General features: G+C 61.4%; 17 protein-coding genes and 2 pseudogenes. 6 read left to right on the top strand and 13 right to left on the bottom strand.

Annotation, left to right across the window (positions count from 1 at the left end; genetic code table 11):
• Positions 1-97: 97 nt before the first annotated feature.
• The 3 genes from rhtB to Q7C33_RS04875 all read right to left on the bottom strand — a co-directional run bounded on the left by rhtB (position 98) and on the right by Q7C33_RS04875 (position 3,313).
• Positions 98-730, bottom strand: a complete 633-nt coding sequence (gene rhtB / locus Q7C33_RS04885; protein ID WP_030138157.1) for a homoserine/homoserine lactone efflux protein — start codon at positions 728-730, stop codon at positions 98-100.
• A gap of 91 nt (positions 731-821) precedes the next feature.
• On the bottom strand, positions 822-1,403 hold the full coding sequence (locus Q7C33_RS04880) for a mechanosensitive ion channel family protein (RefSeq protein ID WP_030138158.1): 582 nt from the start codon (positions 1,401-1,403) through the stop codon (positions 822-824).
• A complete protein-coding gene (locus Q7C33_RS04875; RefSeq protein ID WP_030138159.1) occupies positions 1,403-3,313 on the bottom strand; it encodes an ATP-binding cassette domain-containing protein in 1,911 nt (636 codons plus the stop codon). The genes Q7C33_RS04880 and Q7C33_RS04875 overlap by 1 nt, the downstream gene beginning before the upstream one ends.
• A gap of 50 nt (positions 3,314-3,363) precedes the next feature.
• Between Q7C33_RS04875 and Q7C33_RS04870 the strand changes: the two genes are divergently transcribed.
• Positions 3,364-3,828, top strand: a complete 465-nt coding sequence (locus Q7C33_RS04870) for a TIGR02444 family protein (protein WP_030138160.1) — start codon at positions 3,364-3,366, stop codon at positions 3,826-3,828.
• On the opposite strand, the gene Q7C33_RS04865 is transcribed toward Q7C33_RS04870, so the two are convergent.
• A complete protein-coding gene (locus tag Q7C33_RS04865) occupies positions 3,825-5,009 on the bottom strand; it encodes an AlgP family protein (protein WP_407682927.1) in 1,185 nt (394 codons plus the stop codon). The genes Q7C33_RS04870 and Q7C33_RS04865 overlap by 4 nt on opposite strands.
• A gap of 193 nt (positions 5,010-5,202) precedes the next feature.
• On the opposite strand from Q7C33_RS04865, the gene Q7C33_RS04860 reads away from it, so the two are divergent.
• The gene (locus Q7C33_RS04860) at positions 5,203-5,868 is read left to right on the top strand and encodes an FKBP-type peptidyl-prolyl cis-trans isomerase (RefSeq protein WP_030138162.1); all 666 of its coding nucleotides are present in this window, start codon (positions 5,203-5,205) and stop codon (positions 5,866-5,868) included.
• A 53-nt stretch (positions 5,869-5,921) separates the two neighbouring features.
• Here the strand turns inward: Q7C33_RS04860 and Q7C33_RS04855 are convergent, their stop codons facing one another.
• From Q7C33_RS04855 to Q7C33_RS04820, 8 genes and pseudogenes are all read right to left on the bottom strand, one after another.
• Complete coding sequence (locus Q7C33_RS04855; protein WP_030138163.1) at positions 5,922-6,380, bottom strand: Rsd/AlgQ family anti-sigma factor; 459 nt, start codon at positions 6,378-6,380, stop codon at positions 5,922-5,924.
• A gap of 176 nt (positions 6,381-6,556) precedes the next feature.
• Positions 6,557-7,099, bottom strand: a complete 543-nt coding sequence (locus tag Q7C33_RS04850) for a disulfide bond formation protein B (RefSeq protein WP_030138164.1) — start codon at positions 7,097-7,099, stop codon at positions 6,557-6,559.
• A gap of 192 nt (positions 7,100-7,291) precedes the next feature.
• A complete protein-coding gene (locus Q7C33_RS04845; RefSeq protein WP_030138165.1) occupies positions 7,292-8,533 on the bottom strand; it encodes a heme biosynthesis protein HemY in 1,242 nt (413 codons plus the stop codon).
• Positions 8,530-9,660: a uroporphyrinogen-III C-methyltransferase gene (locus Q7C33_RS04840; RefSeq protein ID WP_030138191.1), complete on the bottom strand. Its 1,131-nt coding sequence runs from the start codon at positions 9,658-9,660 to the stop codon at positions 8,530-8,532. Before Q7C33_RS04840 ends, Q7C33_RS04845 begins: the two co-directional genes overlap by 4 nt.
• A gap of 36 nt (positions 9,661-9,696) precedes the next feature.
• Positions 9,697-10,443 (bottom strand): annotated as a pseudogene (locus tag Q7C33_RS04835) (uroporphyrinogen-III synthase); the annotation flags it as partial.
• Positions 10,440-11,381 (bottom strand): hydroxymethylbilane synthase, encoded by a 942-nt coding sequence (gene hemC, locus Q7C33_RS04830; protein WP_258648513.1) that lies wholly within the window; start codon positions 11,379-11,381, stop codon positions 10,440-10,442. The pseudogene Q7C33_RS04835 and the gene hemC, both read right to left, overlap by 4 nt.
• A gap of 127 nt (positions 11,382-11,508) precedes the next feature.
• Entirely contained in the window at positions 11,509-12,255 is a 747-nt protein-coding gene (locus tag Q7C33_RS04825) for a LytR/AlgR family response regulator transcription factor (protein WP_030138167.1), read from the bottom strand.
• Positions 12,252-12,401: pseudogene (locus Q7C33_RS04820) on the bottom strand (sensor histidine kinase); the annotation flags it as partial. The gene Q7C33_RS04825 and the pseudogene Q7C33_RS04820, both read right to left, overlap by 4 nt.
• A gap of 314 nt (positions 12,402-12,715) precedes the next feature.
• Between Q7C33_RS04820 and argH the strand changes: the two are divergent.
• The gene (argH, locus tag Q7C33_RS04815) at positions 12,716-14,110 is read left to right on the top strand and encodes an argininosuccinate lyase (RefSeq protein WP_217860610.1); all 1,395 of its coding nucleotides are present in this window, start codon (positions 12,716-12,718) and stop codon (positions 14,108-14,110) included.
• A gap of 136 nt (positions 14,111-14,246) precedes the next feature.
• On the opposite strand, the gene Q7C33_RS04810 is transcribed toward argH, so the two are convergent.
• The gene (locus tag Q7C33_RS04810; RefSeq protein ID WP_407682926.1) at positions 14,247-14,906 is read right to left on the bottom strand and encodes a glutathione S-transferase family protein; all 660 of its coding nucleotides are present in this window, start codon (positions 14,904-14,906) and stop codon (positions 14,247-14,249) included.
• A 125-nt stretch (positions 14,907-15,031) separates the two neighbouring features.
• Between Q7C33_RS04810 and Q7C33_RS04805 the strand changes: the two genes are divergently transcribed.
• From Q7C33_RS04805 to Q7C33_RS04795, 3 genes are all read left to right on the top strand, one after another.
• Complete coding sequence (locus Q7C33_RS04805; RefSeq protein WP_198797534.1) at positions 15,032-15,316, top strand: hypothetical protein; 285 nt, start codon at positions 15,032-15,034, stop codon at positions 15,314-15,316.
• Between the two features lie 255 nt (positions 15,317-15,571).
• Complete coding sequence (locus tag Q7C33_RS04800; protein WP_030138169.1) at positions 15,572-15,817, top strand: TIGR02647 family protein; 246 nt, start codon at positions 15,572-15,574, stop codon at positions 15,815-15,817.
• Positions 15,818-15,994: 177 nt separating this feature from the next.
• Positions 15,995-18,838: a class I adenylate cyclase gene (locus Q7C33_RS04795; protein ID WP_323154100.1), complete on the top strand. Its 2,844-nt coding sequence runs from the start codon at positions 15,995-15,997 to the stop codon at positions 18,836-18,838.
• The last annotated feature ends 6 nt before the right edge of the window (positions 18,839-18,844 follow it).

Raw genomic sequence — 18,844 nt, 5'->3', positions numbered from 1 at the left:
GTTGGGGTGCGAAGCAGCCCCAGACATTCTGCGAGCGCTGCGCACTCGAACGGGGATGAATCCCCTCGCCACAGAAGCGTTCTGATACAGGCTTTGACTACACCGCAGCCTTGCGAATCGTCGCCAGCAAACCCGCCGCGCCAATGAACAGCCCGGCAAAGGTCCGGTTCATCCGCCGTTGCTGCTTAGGGGTACGCAACAGACGCAGCACCCTGGACGCCAGCCCGGTGTAGCCGGCCATGACAATCAGGTCGACGCAAACCATTGTCACGCCCAGGATCAGGTACTGCTTGACCAAGGGGGCGTGGGGATCGATGAATTGCGGCAACACGGCGAGCATGAACACCAGGGCCTTGGGGTTGCTGATGTTCACCAGGAAACCGCGGAACACCAGTGCCAGGGGCTTGCCGATGGGCCGAACGGCTGCATCGTCGCTGAGATCACCGGGGATCGCCCGCCATTGCTTGATACCCAGGTAGACCAGATAGGCCACGCCGAACCATTTGATGGCGTAAAACGCGGTGGCCGAAGCGGTGAGGATCGCGCCGACGCCTGCCGCGACGATCGCGATCTGCAACGCCAGGCCCAATTGCAGGCCCAAGGCATTCCAGTAGCCACGCCAGAAGCCGTACTGCAGGCCACTGGACATCGAGGCAATGGCCCCGGCGCCCGGCGAAAGACTGATAACCCAACAAGCGGCGAAGAACGCCAGCCACGTTTCTAGCAACATTGCACACCTCAGCTCGGATCCGTCGAAACGAATAAGCTAATGCGCCGCCGTTGGGATAACCACCGATTTTTTCGTGCACCAGCAAATAAGGCTATTCGACGAACCCGCCAACCGGAAACGCTTCGCTGCCGCGCCAACGGCGGACCGAGCGCTGGAAGAACAACGTATTGGGCACTTGCACCATTGAGCTTCCGGTCCCGAGCTCCTCGGGTTCGATCAACGTTGTGTAGAGCAGATTGATCGCCACCACCCGGCCCTTGATGCCTGGCTTGTCGGTGGCTTCCACCAGCTCGACCACGTCACCGAGGCGGAACGGCCCGACGGTGTAGATCAGAATGGCGCACAGCAGGTTCGACAACACGCTCCAGATGGCGAAGAAGGCCACCGCCGCCACGGCAACGAACCCCGACAGGGCCGTCCACAGAACCGTGGCCGAAACGCCCAGGCGCTCCAGTGCCACCAGCACGGCGCTGCCCATGATCAACCAGCGCAGCACACCGCGCAGGATGATGACCAACTGGGGCGGCAGCGGGTAGCGCTCACCCAGGCCCGTGAGCGCACGCGCCACGAAACGCTGGGCCACGTAACCTACCAGCAAGATCAGCAGGACTTGCACACCGAGCCAGATCGGCTCGATCCACATGACAGGTATGGGCAAGGACAACGCTTCCATCAGGACAGCGCCTCCAGCTCCGCTTGCAAGTTTTCCAGCAACTCCAGGGCCTGCATCCACGCCTCCTCAAGCTCCGCTTCCCGAACCTTCAGCCTGGCCTGCTCAGCCAGCAAGTCACGCAGCTCATCTTTGCGCGCTGCCTCGTAGAGACCACTGTCACCCAGGCTGGTTTCGATTTTCTGAAGTTTTTCATGGAGCTTGCCCAACTCGGCCTCGAGCTTGTCGGCCTCGCGCTTGTGTGGCGCCAGTTGCTGACGCAACGCCGCGGCGGCCTGACGCTGGGCTTTCTTGTCGGTCTTGTCCGGATTGACCGGCGTGGTGCTGACCGGTGCGTTGCGCTGGCGATAGTCCACCAGCCAGCGCGCATAGTCTTCAAGGTCACCGTCGAACTCTTCGACTTTACCGTCCGCGACCAGGAAGAAGTTGTCAGTGGTGCTCTTGAGCAAATGCCGGTCGTGGGACACCACCAGTACCGCACCGCTGAACTCCTGCAACGCCATGGTCAGCGCCAGGCGCATTTCCAGGTCCAGGTGGTTGGTCGGTTCGTCGAGCAGCAGCAGGTTCGGCCGGCCCCAGGCGATCAACGCCAGCGCCAGGCGAGCCTTTTCACCACCGGAGAAGTTCAGCACCGGTTCGTCGATACGCGCCCCGCGGAAATCAAAACCGCCGAGGAAATCCTTCAGCGTCTGCTCGCGCTCGGTCGGGGCCAGGCGCTGCAGGTGTAGCAATGGGCTGGCCTTGGCGTCGAGGGAATCCAACTGATGCTGGGCGAAATAGCCGACCACGGTGTTTTCACCGCGTGTCAGGCGCCCGGCCAAGGGCTCAAGCTCGCCTGACAGATTCTTGATCAAGGTCGATTTACCGGCACCGTTAGGCCCCAGCAGACCGATCCGCGCGCCGGGCGTCAGTTGCAACTTGACCTTCTCCAGCACGGTTTTGTCGCCATAGCCCAGTCGCGCATCGGACAGGTCGATCAGTGGGCTGGAAATCTTCGACGACTCGCGGAAGACAAAATCGAATGGCGAATCGACATGGGCCGCCGACAGCTCTTCCATCCGCTCCAGCGCCTTGATCCGGCTCTGCGCCTGGCGGGCTTTGGTGGCCTGGGCCTTGAAGCGAGCGATGTAGCTTTCCATGTGCGCGCGCTGCGCCTGCTGCTTCTCGTAGGCTTGTTGTTGCTGCGCCAGGCGCTCGGCCCGAGCCCGCTCGAAGGCACTGTAGCCGCCGCGATACAAGGTGAGCTTGCGCTGGTCGACATGGGCGACGTGATCGACCACGGCGTCGAGGAAATCTCGGTCGTGGGAGATCAGCAGCAGCGTGCCGGGATAGCCCTTGAGCCAGTCTTCGAGCCAGATAATGGCGTCGAGATCCAAGTGGTTGGTCGGTTCGTCGAGCAACAGCAAGTCCGACGGGCACATCAGGGCTTGCGCCAGGTTCAGGCGCATCCGCCAGCCGCCGGAGAAATCCCCGACCTGACGGTCCATCTGTTCGTTGGTGAAGCCCAGGCCGGCCAGCAATTTACGAGCGCGGGCGTCGGCGGTGTAACCGTCGGCACTGTCGAGCTCGGCGTGCAGGCGGGCTTGGGCGCCCCCATCATGCGCGGCTTCGGCTGCGGCCAGGTCACGCTGGACTTGACGCAGGCGCACGTCACCGTCAAGCACGTAATCCACCGCCAGGCGTTCGAGGGTATCGACCTCCTGGCGCATGTGGGCGATGCGCCAATCGGCCGGCAGGAAGCAATCGCCGGAGTCCGGGTGCAGCTCGCCACGCAGCAAGGCGAACAGGCTCGATTTGCCGGCGCCGTTGGCACCGATGAGGCCGGCTTTGTGGCCGGCGTGCAGGGTCAGCTCGGCGTCTTCTAGCAGACGTTGCGGGCCACGCTGTAAAGTCAGGTTCTGAAGTCGAATCATAATGGCGGCGGAGTCTACCAGCTTCGCTCGCAACTGGCGCGAGTAGCACGATGTCCTCTGATCTGTGGAGCTTTTCCCTCGACCTCTACGCCAAGCCTGGCGTGGAGCCCGCATGCCTGGCGCTACAGGCAGCCGGCGCAAATGTCTGCCTGCTGCTCTGCGGGCTATGGCTGGAACAGCGTGGCGTGACGTTCGATGAACAGCGGCTGGAGCAACTTCGGAACCTGGCGGAACCGTGGGATGAACAGGTTGTACAGCCATTGCGGGCGCTGCGCATTCAATGGAAAGAGGCTGCCCTGGAGGATGCAAGGCTCAATGGCCTGCGCGAGCAGATCAAGCGACTGGAGCTGGAAGCCGAGCGGCAACTACTCGAGCAATTGGAGACAGTGACCAAGGACTGGCCGAAGGAACGACAAGCGGGCGCGGGTCAATGGTTGCAAAGCGTGGCGGGAAACGCCGGCCGCCTTCACCACGACGCGCTGCATCAGCTGCGCGTCGCGGTGTCCGACACTTAGGAAGCGCGGGGTGGAGTGCTGCCCGATGCCGCGGTAACGCTCGGATTCACAGCCGGTGCCGGCGTGCTGGCCGTTGGCGCGGGAGTCGCCGTAGGCGCAGGCGCTGGCGCTGGCGCGGCAGGCTTGGCAACCGGAGCAGTCGCTGGTTTTGCAGCGGCAGGCTTTTTCACGGCAGGCTTGGTCGCTGCTGGTTTTGTGGTGGGTTTGGCAGCGGCCGGCTTGGCCGTTACTGGTTTGGCCGCCGCAGGTTTCACTGCTGCTGGTTTGGCTGCTGCTGGTTTCGCAGCAGGTTTCGCCGCAACCTTGGCAGGCGCTTTGGCTGCAGCTGGCTTGGCTGCCGATTTCGCTGCAGGCTTGGTCGCTGGTTTGGCCGCAGCGGTTTTTGCCGCAGTTGACTTGGCTGCTGCAGGCTTCGCAGCAACTGGTTTGGCAACGGCTTTAGTGGCAGGTTTGGCAGCGGCGGTCTTCGTCGCGACGGGCTTGGCAGCAGCGGTTTTGGCGGCTGGCTTGGCGGCGACTTTTGCAGCGGGTTTGGCGACAGCAGGTTTCGCAGCCGTGGCTTTCGCAGCAGGCTTGGCCGCCGTCTTGACGGCCGGCTTGCTCGCCGCTGGTTTTACTGCACTGGCAGCAACCGGTTTTTTAACAGCAGGTTTGGCAGCTGGCTTGCTGGCAGCTTTTGCCCCAGCCTTGGCGGCTGGCTTGACGGGCGCCTTGGCTGGCGTTTTTGCAGCGGCAGGTTTAGCCACGGGTTTCTTGGCCGATACAGCGGCAGGCTTCGCAGCACGAAGGCTCAGTGCCTTGCCTACGGCTTCCTGGACGCGACCGACACCCTGGGCCAGTTTCAGGCTTTCCTGTGCGTCACGCTTGAGCTGCAGGATGTAGGCGCGGGTTTCGGACTGACGATCCTTCAGGGAGTCGAGCAGGTCTTCAAGTTCTTTCACGGCGTCTTTTGCCTTGGCTTGTGCCTTGGCCTTGCCAGCGGTTGCCGCGTCTTGCAGTTTGGTGCGCGACTTGTGCAGTTTTTCCTGCGCCTTGCCGCGTTGTTTTTCCAGCTTGGCGAGCAATTTTTCAGCATCAGCCAGAGCTTGGGAGCAGGCATTTTCCAGATGCTCGAGCAAGCTGCCCGACAGTTGTTGGAGCAAGTGCAACGGAGTGTTTACAGGCTTCTTGGTGGCCGACATGGTTTACCTCCTGACTGACGTGAGTGCGGCTCATACTAGACCTCTGCTGCAACCGCCGCTAGGGCATGTTGACACTACACAAGGCGTTGCGTTGCAAGTCGCAAAAAATCTTCTGCGGCATTGCCACGGCCATGCGCTTGCACAGATATCGACACTGGCATAATCCCTCGAATCGAGGCCGGAGTAAGCACACATGTCGCGTCACCTTTTTCTACTCTTTTGCTTGGTCTTCCCTATGGCGCAGGCCGCGGAGAAAACCAACGCAAACGATGCCCACGACTTGGCCTACAGCCTCGGCGCGAGCCTTGGCGAACGCTTGCGCCAAGACGTGCCCGACTTGCAGATACACGCCTTGGTCGAAGGCCTGCAACAGGCCTATCTCGGTAAGCCGCTGGCCCTGAAGGACGAGCGCATCGAACAGATCCTGGCCGAACACCAGGCGCAACTGACCGCGCAATCGGCATCACCCGAGACCCAAGTGGCGTTGAAGACCGAGCAGAAATTTCTCAACGATGAAAAAAGCCGGCCGGGTGTGCAACAACTGCCGGATGGGATCCTGCTGACCGAACTCAAGCCCGGCAACGGCAGCAAAGCCGGCCCTCACGGCAAGGTCCAGGTGCTGTATGTCGGTCGGTTGCCGGACGGCACGGTATTCGACTCCAACCATCAAGCGCAGTGGTTCAACCTCGATAGCGTGATCGACGGCTGGCGCAGTGCGTTGCCGCAGATGCCGGTGGGTGCGAAATGGCGGTTGGTGATTCCGTCGGCGCTGGCCTACGGTGCCGAAGGTGCAGGGGATGTGATTCCGCCTTTCACGCCACTGGTGTTTGAAATCGAATTGCTCGGCGCGACGACCTGAAGCAAAAAAAAACGGTGCGCAATGCGCACCGTTTTTCGTTTACCGCGAATCCCTCAAGCCTGGACCGCAGCCTCTTCCTTATGGGCGTTGTGCAACACTTCGATCAGGCAGTCTTCCAGCTCGAAACGCTCGTGGAGCAAGCCACCCAGCTCCTTGAATTTTTCCGCCACGCATTTGCCTTCGTCGCAGAGATCATTGAAGGCCAGCAATTTTTCGGTGATGACGTCGATGCGCGGATAAATCGTGTCGGCCAACTCCAGGCCACGCTTGTCGTTGAAGGCCTTGGCCTCGCCCGTCAGTTGTTCGTATATCTCGAAATGACCGGCAGACACATAGTCGACCAGCACACCGCAGAAATCCTGCAAGGGTTTGCGGCTTTCGCTCAGGGCTTCAGGCTTGGCGCCGAGAGCATCATAGGCCCGAACCAGTTCGTGACGCTCCTGCAACCAGCGGTCGATCAGCAGATGCACCCCACCCCAGCGTTCCTGAGCATTCTGACAACTTTCGAGCATGGTGATTTCTTCCCTTCTGAGTCATGCCCCTCGCAGCCTGAAACACACCTGGATGACCAGGAACACGCCAGGTACAACATGATCGAGTGGCACAATTCCAATGATACGTGCGGGCCAGATTATGCCCGCACGACAACCGCTTCAAGGTACGCAGGAGATAAAGTTCATACAAGTGTTTAATCCAGCACCCTGACCAACTGCGACGTCTGGTCGCTGAAAGGGCGGACCAGGGCATCCCAGGCCAGGCGCAACAGCAGGTAGGCCATCGAAATGGCCAGGACAAGAAAAAACAGCAGGCTCCACTCGGGCAGGCTCAGATCGAATAACGTCCAAGTGACACTTGTGCAGTCGATAGCGCCCTCAAGCACATGGCTCATCGCATGCCACCACGAATCCGCTCCCTTCAACCGGGCAACGCAGTCAGGCAAACCCTCAACCGAAGCGCTCTGCACCAAGACCTGACGCCACGCCAGCATCAACCCTGCGGACGCGAATACCACCCCTGCGGTGGCATAGACAACACTGCCCTTTCGGCCAGGACCGTGCACGCAAGCCCCAAGGCAATTCACCAGGAAAATCGTCAGGCATAACCGCTGCAAAATGCACAAGCTGCACGGGGTCAGGCCGACCGCATATTCCAGGTAACTGGCGATACCCAGAGCCAGGGCTGCGGCAATGGAAGCCATGAGAAACAAGAAGCGTGAGCTGGCCAAAGACATGGCGGTTCCGTAACAGAAGAGACAAGCTGTTACGGTAGAGGAAAGCCGTCGGGCCTTTCAAGGCAGGCCCGTGCGGACACTTCACCAAAGGTGTAGGGAATTCCCGACAGACACAACGGGACTTGGCGCAGTTAGCTGTAGGACTTTACCGAAGGCAGCACAATACCGTCGCTACAGCGACTAGATTGCTGCTTAAACGACCTGCGCCGGAACTGGCAGGGGTGCTGCAAGCAAACGCTCGTCCAACAACCCCAACCCCTCCTGGAAGAGCTGGTTGCTACGCTCCGCATCCCCCAGTTGCGCCAGCAACCGCGCAAGCTCGGCGCAAGCCTCGGGGTTGCGCTGGGCCCGCAAGCTGCTTTCAAGATAATCCCGGGCCTTGCCCCACAAACTGTTTTGCAGGCACAGGCGCCCCAGCGTCAACAGCAGGCTTGGGTCCGTCGGATGGTCCTTGAGCCAGCCCTCTGCCGCCTGCAATTGACGGGTTGGATCCGCACCGCGAACCAAGCCGTACAGGCGTGCCAGGTGACTGTCGTACTGGCGCTTGAGGGCGGTGCGCAACACGTCTTCCGCTTCTACTTGGGCGCCCAACTGCCGGAGCTGTTCGGCATAGGCCAACACCAGTGCCGGCTCCTGGCGTTGTGCGGAACTCAATTGTTGCCAGGCGCGGTTGAGCGACTGCAAGCCGACGCTCCCATCGGCTTCGCGGTGTGCCGCCAGGGTGAGGTTTTCGCCCCAGGCACGACGCTCCAGCTCGGCCAGTTCGGCGGCGGGCAGCACCTTGTCCTTGCGCAGCTCAGGCAACAGCCTGATCACCGCCGACCAGTCACCGCGCTGTTGGTGCAAACGCTGCAACTGACGCAGGACCTGCACGTTATGCGGATGGCGATCATGCATGGCTTGCAGCGTATCCAGGGCACCGTCGGTGTCGCCCCGGTCCGTCTGCAACTGAGCGTGTGTCAGCGCGATGGCCAGTTCCGCCTGGGGCTGACGCTCCAGGGCTCGCTCCAGCAAACTGTCGCTTTGCTCATAAAGACCTTGTTCGTTGGCCGCACGGGCGGCACCGAGGTAATACAACAAGGGTTGGCGCTCGGCTTCGGCCGCACGGTGCAGGTGCCGCTGGGCGCTGGCCCAGCGACCTTCAGCCAGGTCCAACTGGCCGTGCTCGATGGCGACTTGCACGCGACGACTGCGGTTGCGGCGCGACCACGGATTGACCACGCCAGTGGACGTGGTGACCAGCCCGATCAAGGCGCTCACGCCCCGCCATACCAGCCAGAGCACAGCCAGCAATGCGAGGGTGACCCAGAGACCGGCTTCGTAACGAAAGTTCTTGTACGCCACGAGCACGTAACCCGAATGCTCGGCAATCGCCACGCCCAGCACGGCGGCGACAGCGATGACCACGAACAGAATCACGTAGAGGCGTTTCATGGCGTGGTCTCCTGCCCGCCAGCCTTGGGCATCGGCTTGACGGAATCTTCGGCATTCACGTTGCGACGTTCAAGGTAGGCCTGGACCGCGCTCAACGTGCCGGTCAGGTCCGGCGTGACTACAGTGACCGGCGACTTGCTCAGCTCGACGACGCGCTCGAGCATGATCCTGCTTTGCGGGTTGTCCTGGTTGAAGTTGTTCTTGAGCACATCCCGCGCTTCGGCCAACGCCTGGGTGTAGACCGGCGCCTGGCCGTTGAGAGCGGCCCATTGCGCCTGCTCCAGCGCCAGGCTCAAGGCCAGGCGCACCTGCATCAAGCTCTGCCCGGCCAGGAGTGGGCGAACGTTTTCATCGGCATTGAAATCGATGCGGATGTAGCGGGAGATCTGATCCCACCACTGCGCCCAACGGCTGGCACCATCGCCATCGGCGGTCAGGCCCAACAGGGATTCACCGCGATCCTTGTACTCGGGCGCCACTTCTGAAAGCTGCAGTACCTGGTCGCGCAAGGCACCCAACTGGAGGAACAGGCCGGTGCGATCCGGTTGTTCGGTGCTGCGCAGCGCGGCGAGAGTCCTGGCCAGTTGCTCGCGTGCGGCGAACGATCCCGGATCGTTTTGCTCGCGCAGGATTTCATCCGCGCCCTGCACCAATGCCTGGGCGCTGCTGATGTCTTGCAGGGCGGAAAGGCGCAGGCTGGCGAGGCGCAACAAGTGTTCGGCTTCAGCCAGGCGCCAATCCTTGCGGCTGGCACCGAGCACGGTTTCCAGGCGCTGGTTCAAGCGCTGCTGATCGCCCTGCAACTGCGCGACCTGGCGGCGCCGCTCTTCCAATTCTTCAGCCGGGGGCAACTGCTCCAGGCGCTCACTCAGGCGTTGCTCATTGAGCTTGAGGCTCTGGGCCTGGTCATTGAGCGTCTGGACCTGGGCAGACTGCTGCTGGGTGTTGGCTTGCAAGTGGCGCACTTGCCACACGCCCCAGCCACCCACCGCCACGCCGGCGGCGCCCAACAACAGCGCGACAATCGCCAGTCCGTTGCCGCGACGCGGCGCAATCGGCGCCTTGGCGTCGAGCGGAGCATCGAGCGCTGGCTGATCTTGATCTTTTGGCAAGGCTGTTTCGCTCACGTGTCCATCCTTTGCATTAGAAAACGGCACGGATTGTTCCCGTAACGCCGCCAGCAAAGCCGCGGCGCTGGCGCCACGGCAATCCACAACTGTCCGAGCCCCGGCGGCACGCGCCATCTCGGCGACCCTGGGGCTTGGCACGAACAACGGTAGCCGCGCCAGGGCGGGCCACGCTTCACCGGCCAACCGGTGCAGATGCTCGAAGCTCTGCCCACTGCTGACCACCAGGGCGTTCAAGCGTTCCGCTTCAACCTTCGCCGGCAAAGCGTCCTGGCCATATTGCGGCAGGCCGCGCCGGTACAGCTCCAGGTAATCGACACTAGCACCTTGCTCGCGCAAACGCTCTGCCAGCAAACCGCGCCCGCCTTCACCGCGCACGATCAAGACGCGTGGGTCAGGTCGGTCGATAGCCTGTCGCAACGCCGCAAGCTCAAGCAAGGCCTCGCTGTCGTCGCCATTATCGGGATAAGACACGCCAAGGCCGGCGTCGGCAAGAATCTGGCCGGTCGCAGCCCCCACGCTGAACCATGGTTGGTCCGGGGGGTGTGGCCAATATTGGCGCAGCAGTTCCACGCACAACCGTGCAGCGGGTTTGCTGACCACGATCACGGCACAATATTGATCCAAGGCCTGGAGGGTCGCCTGCCCTGGCGCTGAAAGGGGAATCGGCTCGATATCCAGCAATGGCAGGCTGCTGCTGTAGACACCGGCATCCGCCAGGACAGCCGCCAGCGCGCGCGACTCGTCCGCTGGACGGGTAAGCAGCAGGCGCCAACCTGTCACGCGGGGCCTGCCTCGCCGTAGACTTTTTTGAGGATGTCGTCAGCGCCTTGGCTCAGCAGGTCTTCGGCGACCCGCACACCCAGCGCCTCGGCATCGCGCCACGGTGCCCGGGCTTCAGCGCTGAGCAGCGTGCCGCCGCTCGGATCGCCGACCAGGCCACGCAACCAGACTTGCTCGCCCTCGAGCACGGCATAGCAGGCGATCGGCACTTGGCAGCCGCCATTCAGATGTTTGTTGAGAGCACGTTCGGCGAACACACGGATGGCGGTGTCTTCGTGGTGCAAAGGCGCCAGCAAGGCATGGATTTCGTCATCGGCGCTGCGGCACTCGATCCCTACCGCACCCTGCCCGCCAGCCGGCAGGCTGTCGTCGACACTGATGGCCGAGGTGATGCGGTCTTCGAAACCCAAACGGATCAAGCCAGCGGCGGCGAGGATGATCGCGTCGTACTCGCCGGCATCGAGCTTCGCCAGGCGGGTGTTGACGTTGCCGCGCAGGAAACGGATCTGCAGATCGGGACGACGGGTCAGCAGCTGAGCCTGGCGACGCAGGCTGGAAGTACCCACCACACTCCCGGCGGGCAATGCATCAAGGCTGGCATAGGTATTGGAGACGAACGCATCGCGCGGGTCTTCCCGTTCGCAGATACAGAAAAGACCCAGGCCCCGGGGGAAATCCATGGGCACGTCCTTCATCGAATGCACGGCGATATCGGCTTCGTTGTCCAGCAAGGCAGTTTCCAGTTCCTTGACGAACAGGCCCTTGCCCCCGATCTTCGACAGTGGCGAATCCAGCAGCTTGTCCCCGCGGCTGACCATCGGCACCAGCGTCACGATCAAACCGGGATGGGCCGCTTCCAGGCGGGCTTTGACGTATTCGGCCTGCCAGAGGGCCAAGGCGCTTTTACGGGTGGCGATGCGGATCTCGCGAGGGGACATGGATCAATCCGTACTTAAAAGATACGGCAGATAATAACAGCTCAGCCAAATCCGCTTTGATTTGAATCACGACCCCGAGGCCTCCCTGGCCGCCAATCCTGGAAACAGAACCCATCGAGGCGTCGTGCTAAAGCTGCTGCATCATCTTGCGCACACCCGCGACATGCCGCCGGCTGACAATCAGTGCATCGCCGTTAAGCCCTTTGAGGTACAACTGGAAATGCCCATGGGGCGTGCGCTGCAACCGCTCGATGCGTTCACGCGCCACCAACGCGTTGCGGTGAATGCGCACGAACCGCTCGCCGAACTCGTCCTCGAGGGCCTTGAGTGGCTCGTCCAGCAGCACTTCGCCGCTTTCGTGGCGCAACGTCACGTATTTATGATCCGCAATGAAATAGACCACCTGGTTCAACGGGATCAGTTCGATCCCCTTGCGCGTCCGCGCACTGATATGGCTGCGAGGACCGCTGCCACTTTCGGCGGCAGGACGGGTCAGCGCCGCCAGTTGTGTGCGGTTCGGCCGCTCTGCCTTGCGCAGCGCCTCTTCCAGCGCCTCAACGGAAACAGGCTTGATCAGGTAGCCCACGGCGCCGGCCTGCAATACCTCGGGGGGAAAGTCATCCCGAGTGGTGCAGAACACCACCGCGGGCGGGGACTCGCGCTCGCACAGCTTCGCCGCGACCTGCAAGCCGTCCAGGCCAGGCATGCGAATGTCGAGCAGCACGATATCCGGCTTGTGGCTGTCGATAAGGGCCAATGCCTCTTCGCCATTGGTGGCGCTCGGCTCCAGGACACTGTAACCCTCGAGTTCACCGAGCAATCGGCTCAGGCGCTCGCGGGCCAGTGGTTCGTCGTCAACGATCAGGACATTCATATTGCGCTGGATTCCTGCGTGAGTCTCGCACAAGGATAGCGTAGACAGGGGAAGTGACATCCGTCACCGCGATCCACGCTAAGACTCGTCCGAGGGCCAAAAAGTGCCGCGAGGCGGTTGCCTATCTTTACCAGCGCTTGCCGACCGATGCTCGAGGCCTGTTGTCGCACAGCGTCGCCACAGGGTTTGTTAACAATCGATTTGACCAATATGCACACCCCCTTGCTTGGTGCATCCGATGCGTCCAAGTGAAAAAGCAAAGCCTTACCGTCCACTGTAGACGGTTGCCGCGACGATATTGCTCAATCGAAAAATATCGTTGCGCGAAAAACCCTTTGGATCCGTTGGCGTTCGCTGCGAAAAACCTGGCGACCACTGCCAGCGCCAGCCCCGGCAACCCTGCTATCATCCGCCACAGCCTTCAACCGCTACTTTTTTCCAGCCGATCACGAGCGAATTCATGAGCACTGACAAGACCAATCAGTCCTGGGGCGGCCGCTTCAGTGAACCCGTCGACGCCTTCGTCGCCCGCTTCACCGCCTCCGTCAACTTCGACCAGCGCCTGTATCGCCACGACATCATGGGCTCGATCGCCCACGCCACCATGCTGGCCAAGGTCGGCGTGCTGACCGATGCCGAGCGCGACAGCATCATCAATGGCCTGAAGACCATCCAGGGCGAGATCGAGTCCGGCCAGTTCGACTGGCGTGTCGATCTGGAAGACGTGCACATGAACATCGAGGCGCGCCTGACCGATCGCATCGGCGTGACCGGCAAGAAGCTGCACACCGGCCGCAGCCGCAACGACCAGGTCGCCACCGACATCCGCTTGTGGCTGCGCGATGAAATCGACCTGATCCTGGCCGAGATCACCCGCCTGCAAAAAGGCCTGCTGGAACAAGCCGAGCGCGAGGCCGAGAGCATCATGCCCGGCTTCACGCACCTGCAAACCGCGCAACCTGTAACGTTTGGGCATCACATGCTGGCCTGGTTCGAGATGCTCAGCCGCGACTACGAGCGCCTGGTCGATTGCCGCAAGCGCACCAACCGCATGCCCCTGGGCAGCGCCGCGCTGGCCGGCACCACCTACCCGATCGACCGAGAGTACACCGCGCAACTGCTGGGCTTCGATGCCGTCGGCGGGAACTCGCTGGATAACGTCTCGGACCGCGATTTCGCCATCGAATTCTGCGCCGCCGCGAGCATTGCCATGATGCACCTGTCGCGCTTCTCCGAAGAACTGGTGCTGTGGACCAGTGCGCAATTCCAATTCATCGATCTGCCCGACCGCTTCTGCACCGGCAGCTCGATCATGCCGCAAAAGAAAAACCCTGACGTACCGGAACTGGTACGGGGCAAGAGCGGCCGGGTATTCGGTGCGCTGATGGGCCTGTTGACCCTGATGAAAGGCCAGCCACTGGCCTATAACAAGGATAACCAGGAAGACAAGGAACCGCTGTTCGACGCGGCCGACACCTTGCGCGATTCGCTGCGGGCTTTCGCCGACATGATCCCGGCCATCAGGCCCAAGCATGCGGTCATGCGCGAAGCGGCCCTGCGCGGCTTCTCCACCGCTACCGACCTGGCCGACTACCTCGTGCGCCGTGGCTTGCCGTTCCGTGATTGCCACGAAATCGTTGGCCATGCGGTGAAGTACGGCGTGGACACTGGCAAGGACCTGGCGGAAATGAGCCTGGACGAACTGCGCCAGTTCAGCGACCAGATCGAGCAGGACGTGTTTGCGGTGCTGACCCTGGAAGGTTCGGTCAATGCCCGTGACCACGTTGGCGGAACGGCGCCGGCGCAGGTCAAGGCAGCCGTGGTGCGAGGCCAGGCTCTGCTCGCCAGCCGCTAACAGCTCAAAGCCAAAAGCATCGCGAGCAAGCTCGCTCCCACAGTAGATCTTCGGTAGACGCATAATTGCGAACATTGGAGATCCAACTGTGGGAGCGAGCTTGCTCGCGATAGCGCCCTTCAGAGCAGCAAAAGTATCACTTCTTGGCGGAGATCCTTGCCAAAAACGCCGGCATCTCTGCCTCCCTGTCCGCCGCTATCCGCTGCACGTGCGGGTTCTGCCCCATCCGTTCCATCAAGGCTTTCGCCTTTGGCATATCGGCCAGCAGGTCGATATCGAAGACTTTCTTGCCCACCTGCAAGACCAGCGACAGGCTGTAGTAGAAGTACAAGTCGGCAACGCTCAGGGTCTCACCCGCCACGTACGGCGCGAATTTTCCGTGCCGGCCGAGGGAAGCGAACCCCAGCAGCAATTCACCCTTGGCCTTCTCCTTGACCGCATCCGGCACCGGCATGCCGAAAAAAGCCTCGGCGTAGCAGACACGTCCAGGCAACTCGATGTACAGCTCGATTTCCCGGCACAAGGCCAACACCTGGGCCCGCTCGAACGGATCGGCGGGCAACAAGGCCTTGCCTGGCTGGGTTTGCTCGAGGTATTCGAGGATCACGCTGGTTTCGTTGATAAATCCCTGCTCGGTCTTCAGCACCGGCACTTTGCCGCGAGGGCTGATGGCCAGCGCTTCGGGAGTCTGGGCCCCCACGAACGGGACCTCTTCGAAGGGCAGCCCCTTCTCCAGCAGCGCCAGCTTGACCATGTTGTAATAATTGCTGACACAAAAACCATAAAGCTTAAGCATTCCATAGCCTCCAGGCCGTACGGGGGTTGGCAGCCTTGGGTTATAGCCCGCCGACGCATTTCGCGCCAGGCGCATCACCCCGCTGAATGCAGGTAAACTGGCGCCCTTTCCCAAAGGAGCCTGCCATGAGCGAGCCGACCGACATCGACAACGACGAGGAAGAATTCGTCGAGAACACGCTGATCCAGGCCATTGAAAACCAGATCGAAAGCGACAACCCGCCAGCGGCCAAGGCCACGTTCAACAAGCTGACCCTGGTGGGTTATGAGCGCGACGAGATCCTCAACCTGATGGCCCACGTGCTGGCGGTGGAAATCGACGCGATCCTGGAAGAAGACCGCCCGTTCAATACCGAGTGGTACGAAGCCGCGTTGCGCGCCCTGCCCGAGCTGCCGCCGGAAAAGAACTGAATCGACAAGCACAGCTGCTCTTTGTGGCGAGGGGATTTATCCCCGCTGGACTGCGCAGCAGGCCCAAAATGGTAATGAATCCATTTTTTAGGGCCGCTTCGCGCCCCAGCGGGGATAAATCCCCTCGCCACAAGGGACTTGCCTGGACTCGCTACAAAAAACAAAAAAAGCATGACACTGACACTGGACAGCTCGGCCAAGTGCGCTCACCTTAGTGACGCTGTCGTCCAAATTCCTAGAAAGTCTGGAGTCCTTATGTCGCTTACCCCTGAGCTGGTTGCCGAACTGGAAATCCTTGCACTCTTCAACCTGGACAGTTCCCAGGAAGGCCTGAAAATTCATCAGACCGCTGCCCCCAAAGCTATCGCCGCTGCCCAACGGCTGTTTGAAAAAGACTTGATAGACCAACCCGATGGCGGCTACCTGACCAGCCTGGGGCGTGATGCCGCGCAAAATGTGCAAACTGTCCTGACAATACTCCGCGCCGAAGAAACCGCCTGATCTCTCCCCGCCCACGGAAATCCCCTTCCTCGGGATTTCCGCAGGCGTACAGGCTTCTTGTGTAAAAATCCTGATTTCAAAATCATTTCCAGCTCAAGAATTCCAAGAGACGGGCGCTAACCTGCCATCACCTGTGTTGTTCCCCACGTTCGACGCCGCGAGCCGGTTTGAGCTGACATGACCCGCAATCACGAAATACGCCCCGATCTGGACGAGGGAATCGACCGCAAGGTCCTGAGCCAGTTGCGCGCGCGTTTTCTCAAGCTCAACTCCGTACGCATGGAGCGTGCCCTGGAAGGTCTGTCGACCCGCCAGCAAGGCGTGCTGACGCTGCTTCCCCTGTTTTTTCACGTCAACCATCCGCTGCTTCCCGGCTACGTCTCGGGGAGCACGCCCGCCGGGTTATCCAATTACGAACCCGACGCCAACGTCCTCGCCGAAGCCCAACGCCTGACCCGGTCGTTTTCCTACAAGCCGCGCCATGGCAGCAACCCACCACGGCCGATCCTTGGCCTGTTCCTGATGGGCAGCCTCGGCACCCTGGCCCAGGCCGACCAGAGCGATATGGACGTGTGGGTGTGCCACGGGCCGGACCTGAGCGACGATGAACTGGCCGAGCTGCGCAAGAAATGCCAGTTGCTGGAAATCTGGGCTGCGACCCAGGGCGCTGAAGCGCACTTTTTTCTCATCGACCCGGCGCGATTCGTCCGGGGCGAACGGGACAATCAGCTCAGCTCCGATGACTGTGGCACCACGCAACACTATTTGTTGTTGGACGAGTTCTACCGCACCGCGATCTGGCTGGCCGGGCGTACGCCGATCTGGTGGCTGGTGCCGGTCTACGAAGAAGAAAACTATGAGCAATACACCCATACGCTGATATCCAAGCGTTTCATTCGTGCAGACGAAACCCTGGACTTGGGACACCTGGCCTACATCCCGCCGGGAGAATTCATCGGCGCCGGGCTCTGGCAGTTGTTCAAGGGCATCGAATCTCCCTACAAGTCCGTGCTCAAGCTCCTGCTCACCGAGGTCTACGCCAGCGAACACCCAACGGTGCGCTGCCTGAGCCTGCGCTTCAAGCAGGCCGTATTCGCCAACCGCCTGGACTTGGACGAGCTGGATCCATACATGGTGGTTTATCGCCGGATCGAGGAATACCTCAACGCCCGTGGCGAACCCGAGCGCCTTGAGCTGATCCGGCGTGCGCTGTACCTCAAGGTCAATCGCAAGCTCACCGGCCCGGTTCGCAGCAGCGGCTGGCAGCGCAACCTGCTGGAACGCCTGGCCCGTGAGTGGGGCTGGGATCAACGTCAACTCGCCCTGCTGGACAGCCGCAGCCAATGGAAGGTGCGCCAGGTCAGCAATGAGCGGCGCGCGCTGGTCGGCGAGCTGACCTACAGCTATCGCTTCCTGACCCAGTTCGCCCGCACCGAAAAGACCGTCAGCCTGATCAACAAGCGCGACCTGAATGTCCTCGGTCGTCGGTTGTACGCGGCCTTCGAGCGCAAGGCCGACAAGGTCGAATTCATCAATCCTGGAATCGCCCCGGACCTGGCCGAAGACACCCTGACCCTGGTCCAGTCGCCGAACAAGAAAGAACCGGGGCAGAACCAGTGGGGCTTGTACAACGGCAGCCTGAACGCCCTGGAATGGGAAAACTTCGCCCCCATCAAGCGCAGCCGCGAATTGCTTGAATTGCTCACCTGGTGCCATCGCAACGGCGTGATCGACAGCAGCACGCGCCTGGCGCTGCACCCCGGCGAAAGCGACCTGAGCGAGTTTGAACTGTTCAACCTGCTGGGCAGCCTGCAACAGGCCATCGCCCTGCCCCTGACCACAGTCGACGAAGAGCAGTTGCTGCATGCCAGCGTCCCCAGCGAAGTGCTGATCCTGGTGAACGTCGGCGTCGACCCGCTCAAGCATCATCGCGACCTGAACATCCTGATGACCACCGAGCGCACCGATTCCCTGAGCTATGCCGGGGTGCGGGAGAACCTGGTGCTGACCCTCGACCAGGTCACGCTCAATAGCTGGAATGAAGTGCTGGTCACCCGCTTCGACGGCGAGCATGCGTTGCTCGACTGTTTGCGCGATTACCTCAACGATCTGCCGGCGACACGGCACCAGCCACGCTTGCAGGTCCGCTGTTTCTGCCACAACCGCGCGCAGTTCATCGCGCGACGGGTCGAGGAAGTTATCGAGACGGCCCAGACCTTGCTGCTGAGCAGACTCAACTATCGCTACCTGCTTCAGGTCCAGCAGCACTACCACGTGCTGGAATTGGTGCCGGGCCAGGTCAACCACGTGGCGCTCGGCAGCCTGTCGGCGCTGATGGATTATCTGGGCGAAGAATTGACGGCCTATAGCCCGCTGCACTTGGACGCGATGGCGCTGGAAGATCACGACGTAGCGCTGATCCTGCCCATGGGCCAGCCCGAGTGCATCCAGGTGTTCTACCGGGTCTATGAAGAAGAAGCCGAGCTGTACGTGCTCGATGAGTTCAATGCGTTGTGGCAGCAACGCTTGCCATTCCACGATGAACAAAGCCTGCTGGTGCCGCTGCAGCGATTCCTGCAATCGGTACTTTACCGCCGCGATGCCTTGTTACCGATGGACGGGGCGCAGCCCCTGCCCTTGGAAATTCTCTATTACCAACTCTTGCCTTCTGGCAGCGGACGGGCCCGGCGTGTCGAATCACGGCAATCGCCGCAAACGCCGGTCAACAAGTCGTTCTATGACGTACAGGCGATCATCGGCAAAGCCGCGCACGGCCAGGTGCACGTCACCCTCTATTGCGATCAGCGCGAATTTTCGGAGCTGGAACATGGCGACCAATTGTTCCGCGTGGTCGCCAGGGAAATTGTCGGCCAGCGCCGCGAGGCCGAGCGCTATCGCTGCTACATCACCGACCTGGACCTCTCGGGCCTGGTGGGTGACAGCGCTTGCTCAAGCAATTTGTTCCTGCGCTACAAGGCGGACCTGGAACGCGCGCTGAACGAGGCGCTGAACCAGGTCTGAGACGGG

The organism is Pseudomonas sp. BP11-1-1 (assembly GCF_052112105.1).
Taxonomy (GTDB): domain Bacteria; phylum Pseudomonadota; class Gammaproteobacteria; order Pseudomonadales; family Pseudomonadaceae; genus Aquipseudomonas; species Aquipseudomonas alvandae.
Note: the sequence above shows the minus strand (reverse complement) of the source record. Positions and strands in the feature narration are given on the sequence as shown.

Excerpts from the sequence above, each read along its gene's own strand:
- rhtB (WP_030138157.1), bottom strand. The coding sequence starts at position 730 with ATGTTGCTAGAAACGTGGCTGGCGTTCTTCGCCGCTTGTTGGGTTATC.
- Q7C33_RS04880 (WP_030138158.1), bottom strand. The coding sequence starts at position 1,403 with ATGGAAGCGTTGTCCTTGCCCATACCTGTCATGTGGATCGAGCCGATC.
- Q7C33_RS04875 (WP_030138159.1), bottom strand. The coding sequence starts at position 3,313 with ATGATTCGACTTCAGAACCTGACTTTACAGCGTGGCCCGCAACGTCTG.
- Q7C33_RS04870 (WP_030138160.1), top strand. The coding sequence starts at position 3,364 with ATGTCCTCTGATCTGTGGAGCTTTTCCCTCGACCTCTACGCCAAGCCT.
- Q7C33_RS04865 (WP_407682927.1), bottom strand. The coding sequence starts at position 5,009 with ATGTCGGCCACCAAGAAGCCTGTAAACACTCCGTTGCACTTGCTCCAA.
- Q7C33_RS04860 (WP_030138162.1), top strand. The coding sequence starts at position 5,203 with ATGTCGCGTCACCTTTTTCTACTCTTTTGCTTGGTCTTCCCTATGGCG.
- Q7C33_RS04855 (WP_030138163.1), bottom strand. The coding sequence starts at position 6,380 with ATGCTCGAAAGTTGTCAGAATGCTCAGGAACGCTGGGGTGGGGTGCAT.
- Q7C33_RS04850 (WP_030138164.1), bottom strand. The coding sequence starts at position 7,099 with ATGTCTTTGGCCAGCTCACGCTTCTTGTTTCTCATGGCTTCCATTGCC.
- Q7C33_RS04845 (WP_030138165.1), bottom strand. The coding sequence starts at position 8,533 with ATGAAACGCCTCTACGTGATTCTGTTCGTGGTCATCGCTGTCGCCGCC.
- hemC (WP_258648513.1), bottom strand. The coding sequence starts at position 11,381 with ATGTCCCCTCGCGAGATCCGCATCGCCACCCGTAAAAGCGCCTTGGCC.
- Q7C33_RS04825 (WP_030138167.1), bottom strand. The coding sequence starts at position 12,255 with ATGAATGTCCTGATCGTTGACGACGAACCACTGGCCCGCGAGCGCCTG.
- argH (WP_217860610.1), top strand. The coding sequence starts at position 12,716 with ATGAGCACTGACAAGACCAATCAGTCCTGGGGCGGCCGCTTCAGTGAA.
- Q7C33_RS04810 (WP_407682926.1), bottom strand. The coding sequence starts at position 14,906 with ATGCTTAAGCTTTATGGTTTTTGTGTCAGCAATTATTACAACATGGTC.
- Q7C33_RS04805 (WP_198797534.1), top strand. The coding sequence starts at position 15,032 with ATGAGCGAGCCGACCGACATCGACAACGACGAGGAAGAATTCGTCGAG.
- Q7C33_RS04800 (WP_030138169.1), top strand. The coding sequence starts at position 15,572 with ATGTCGCTTACCCCTGAGCTGGTTGCCGAACTGGAAATCCTTGCACTC.
- Q7C33_RS04795 (WP_323154100.1), top strand. The coding sequence starts at position 15,995 with ATGACCCGCAATCACGAAATACGCCCCGATCTGGACGAGGGAATCGAC.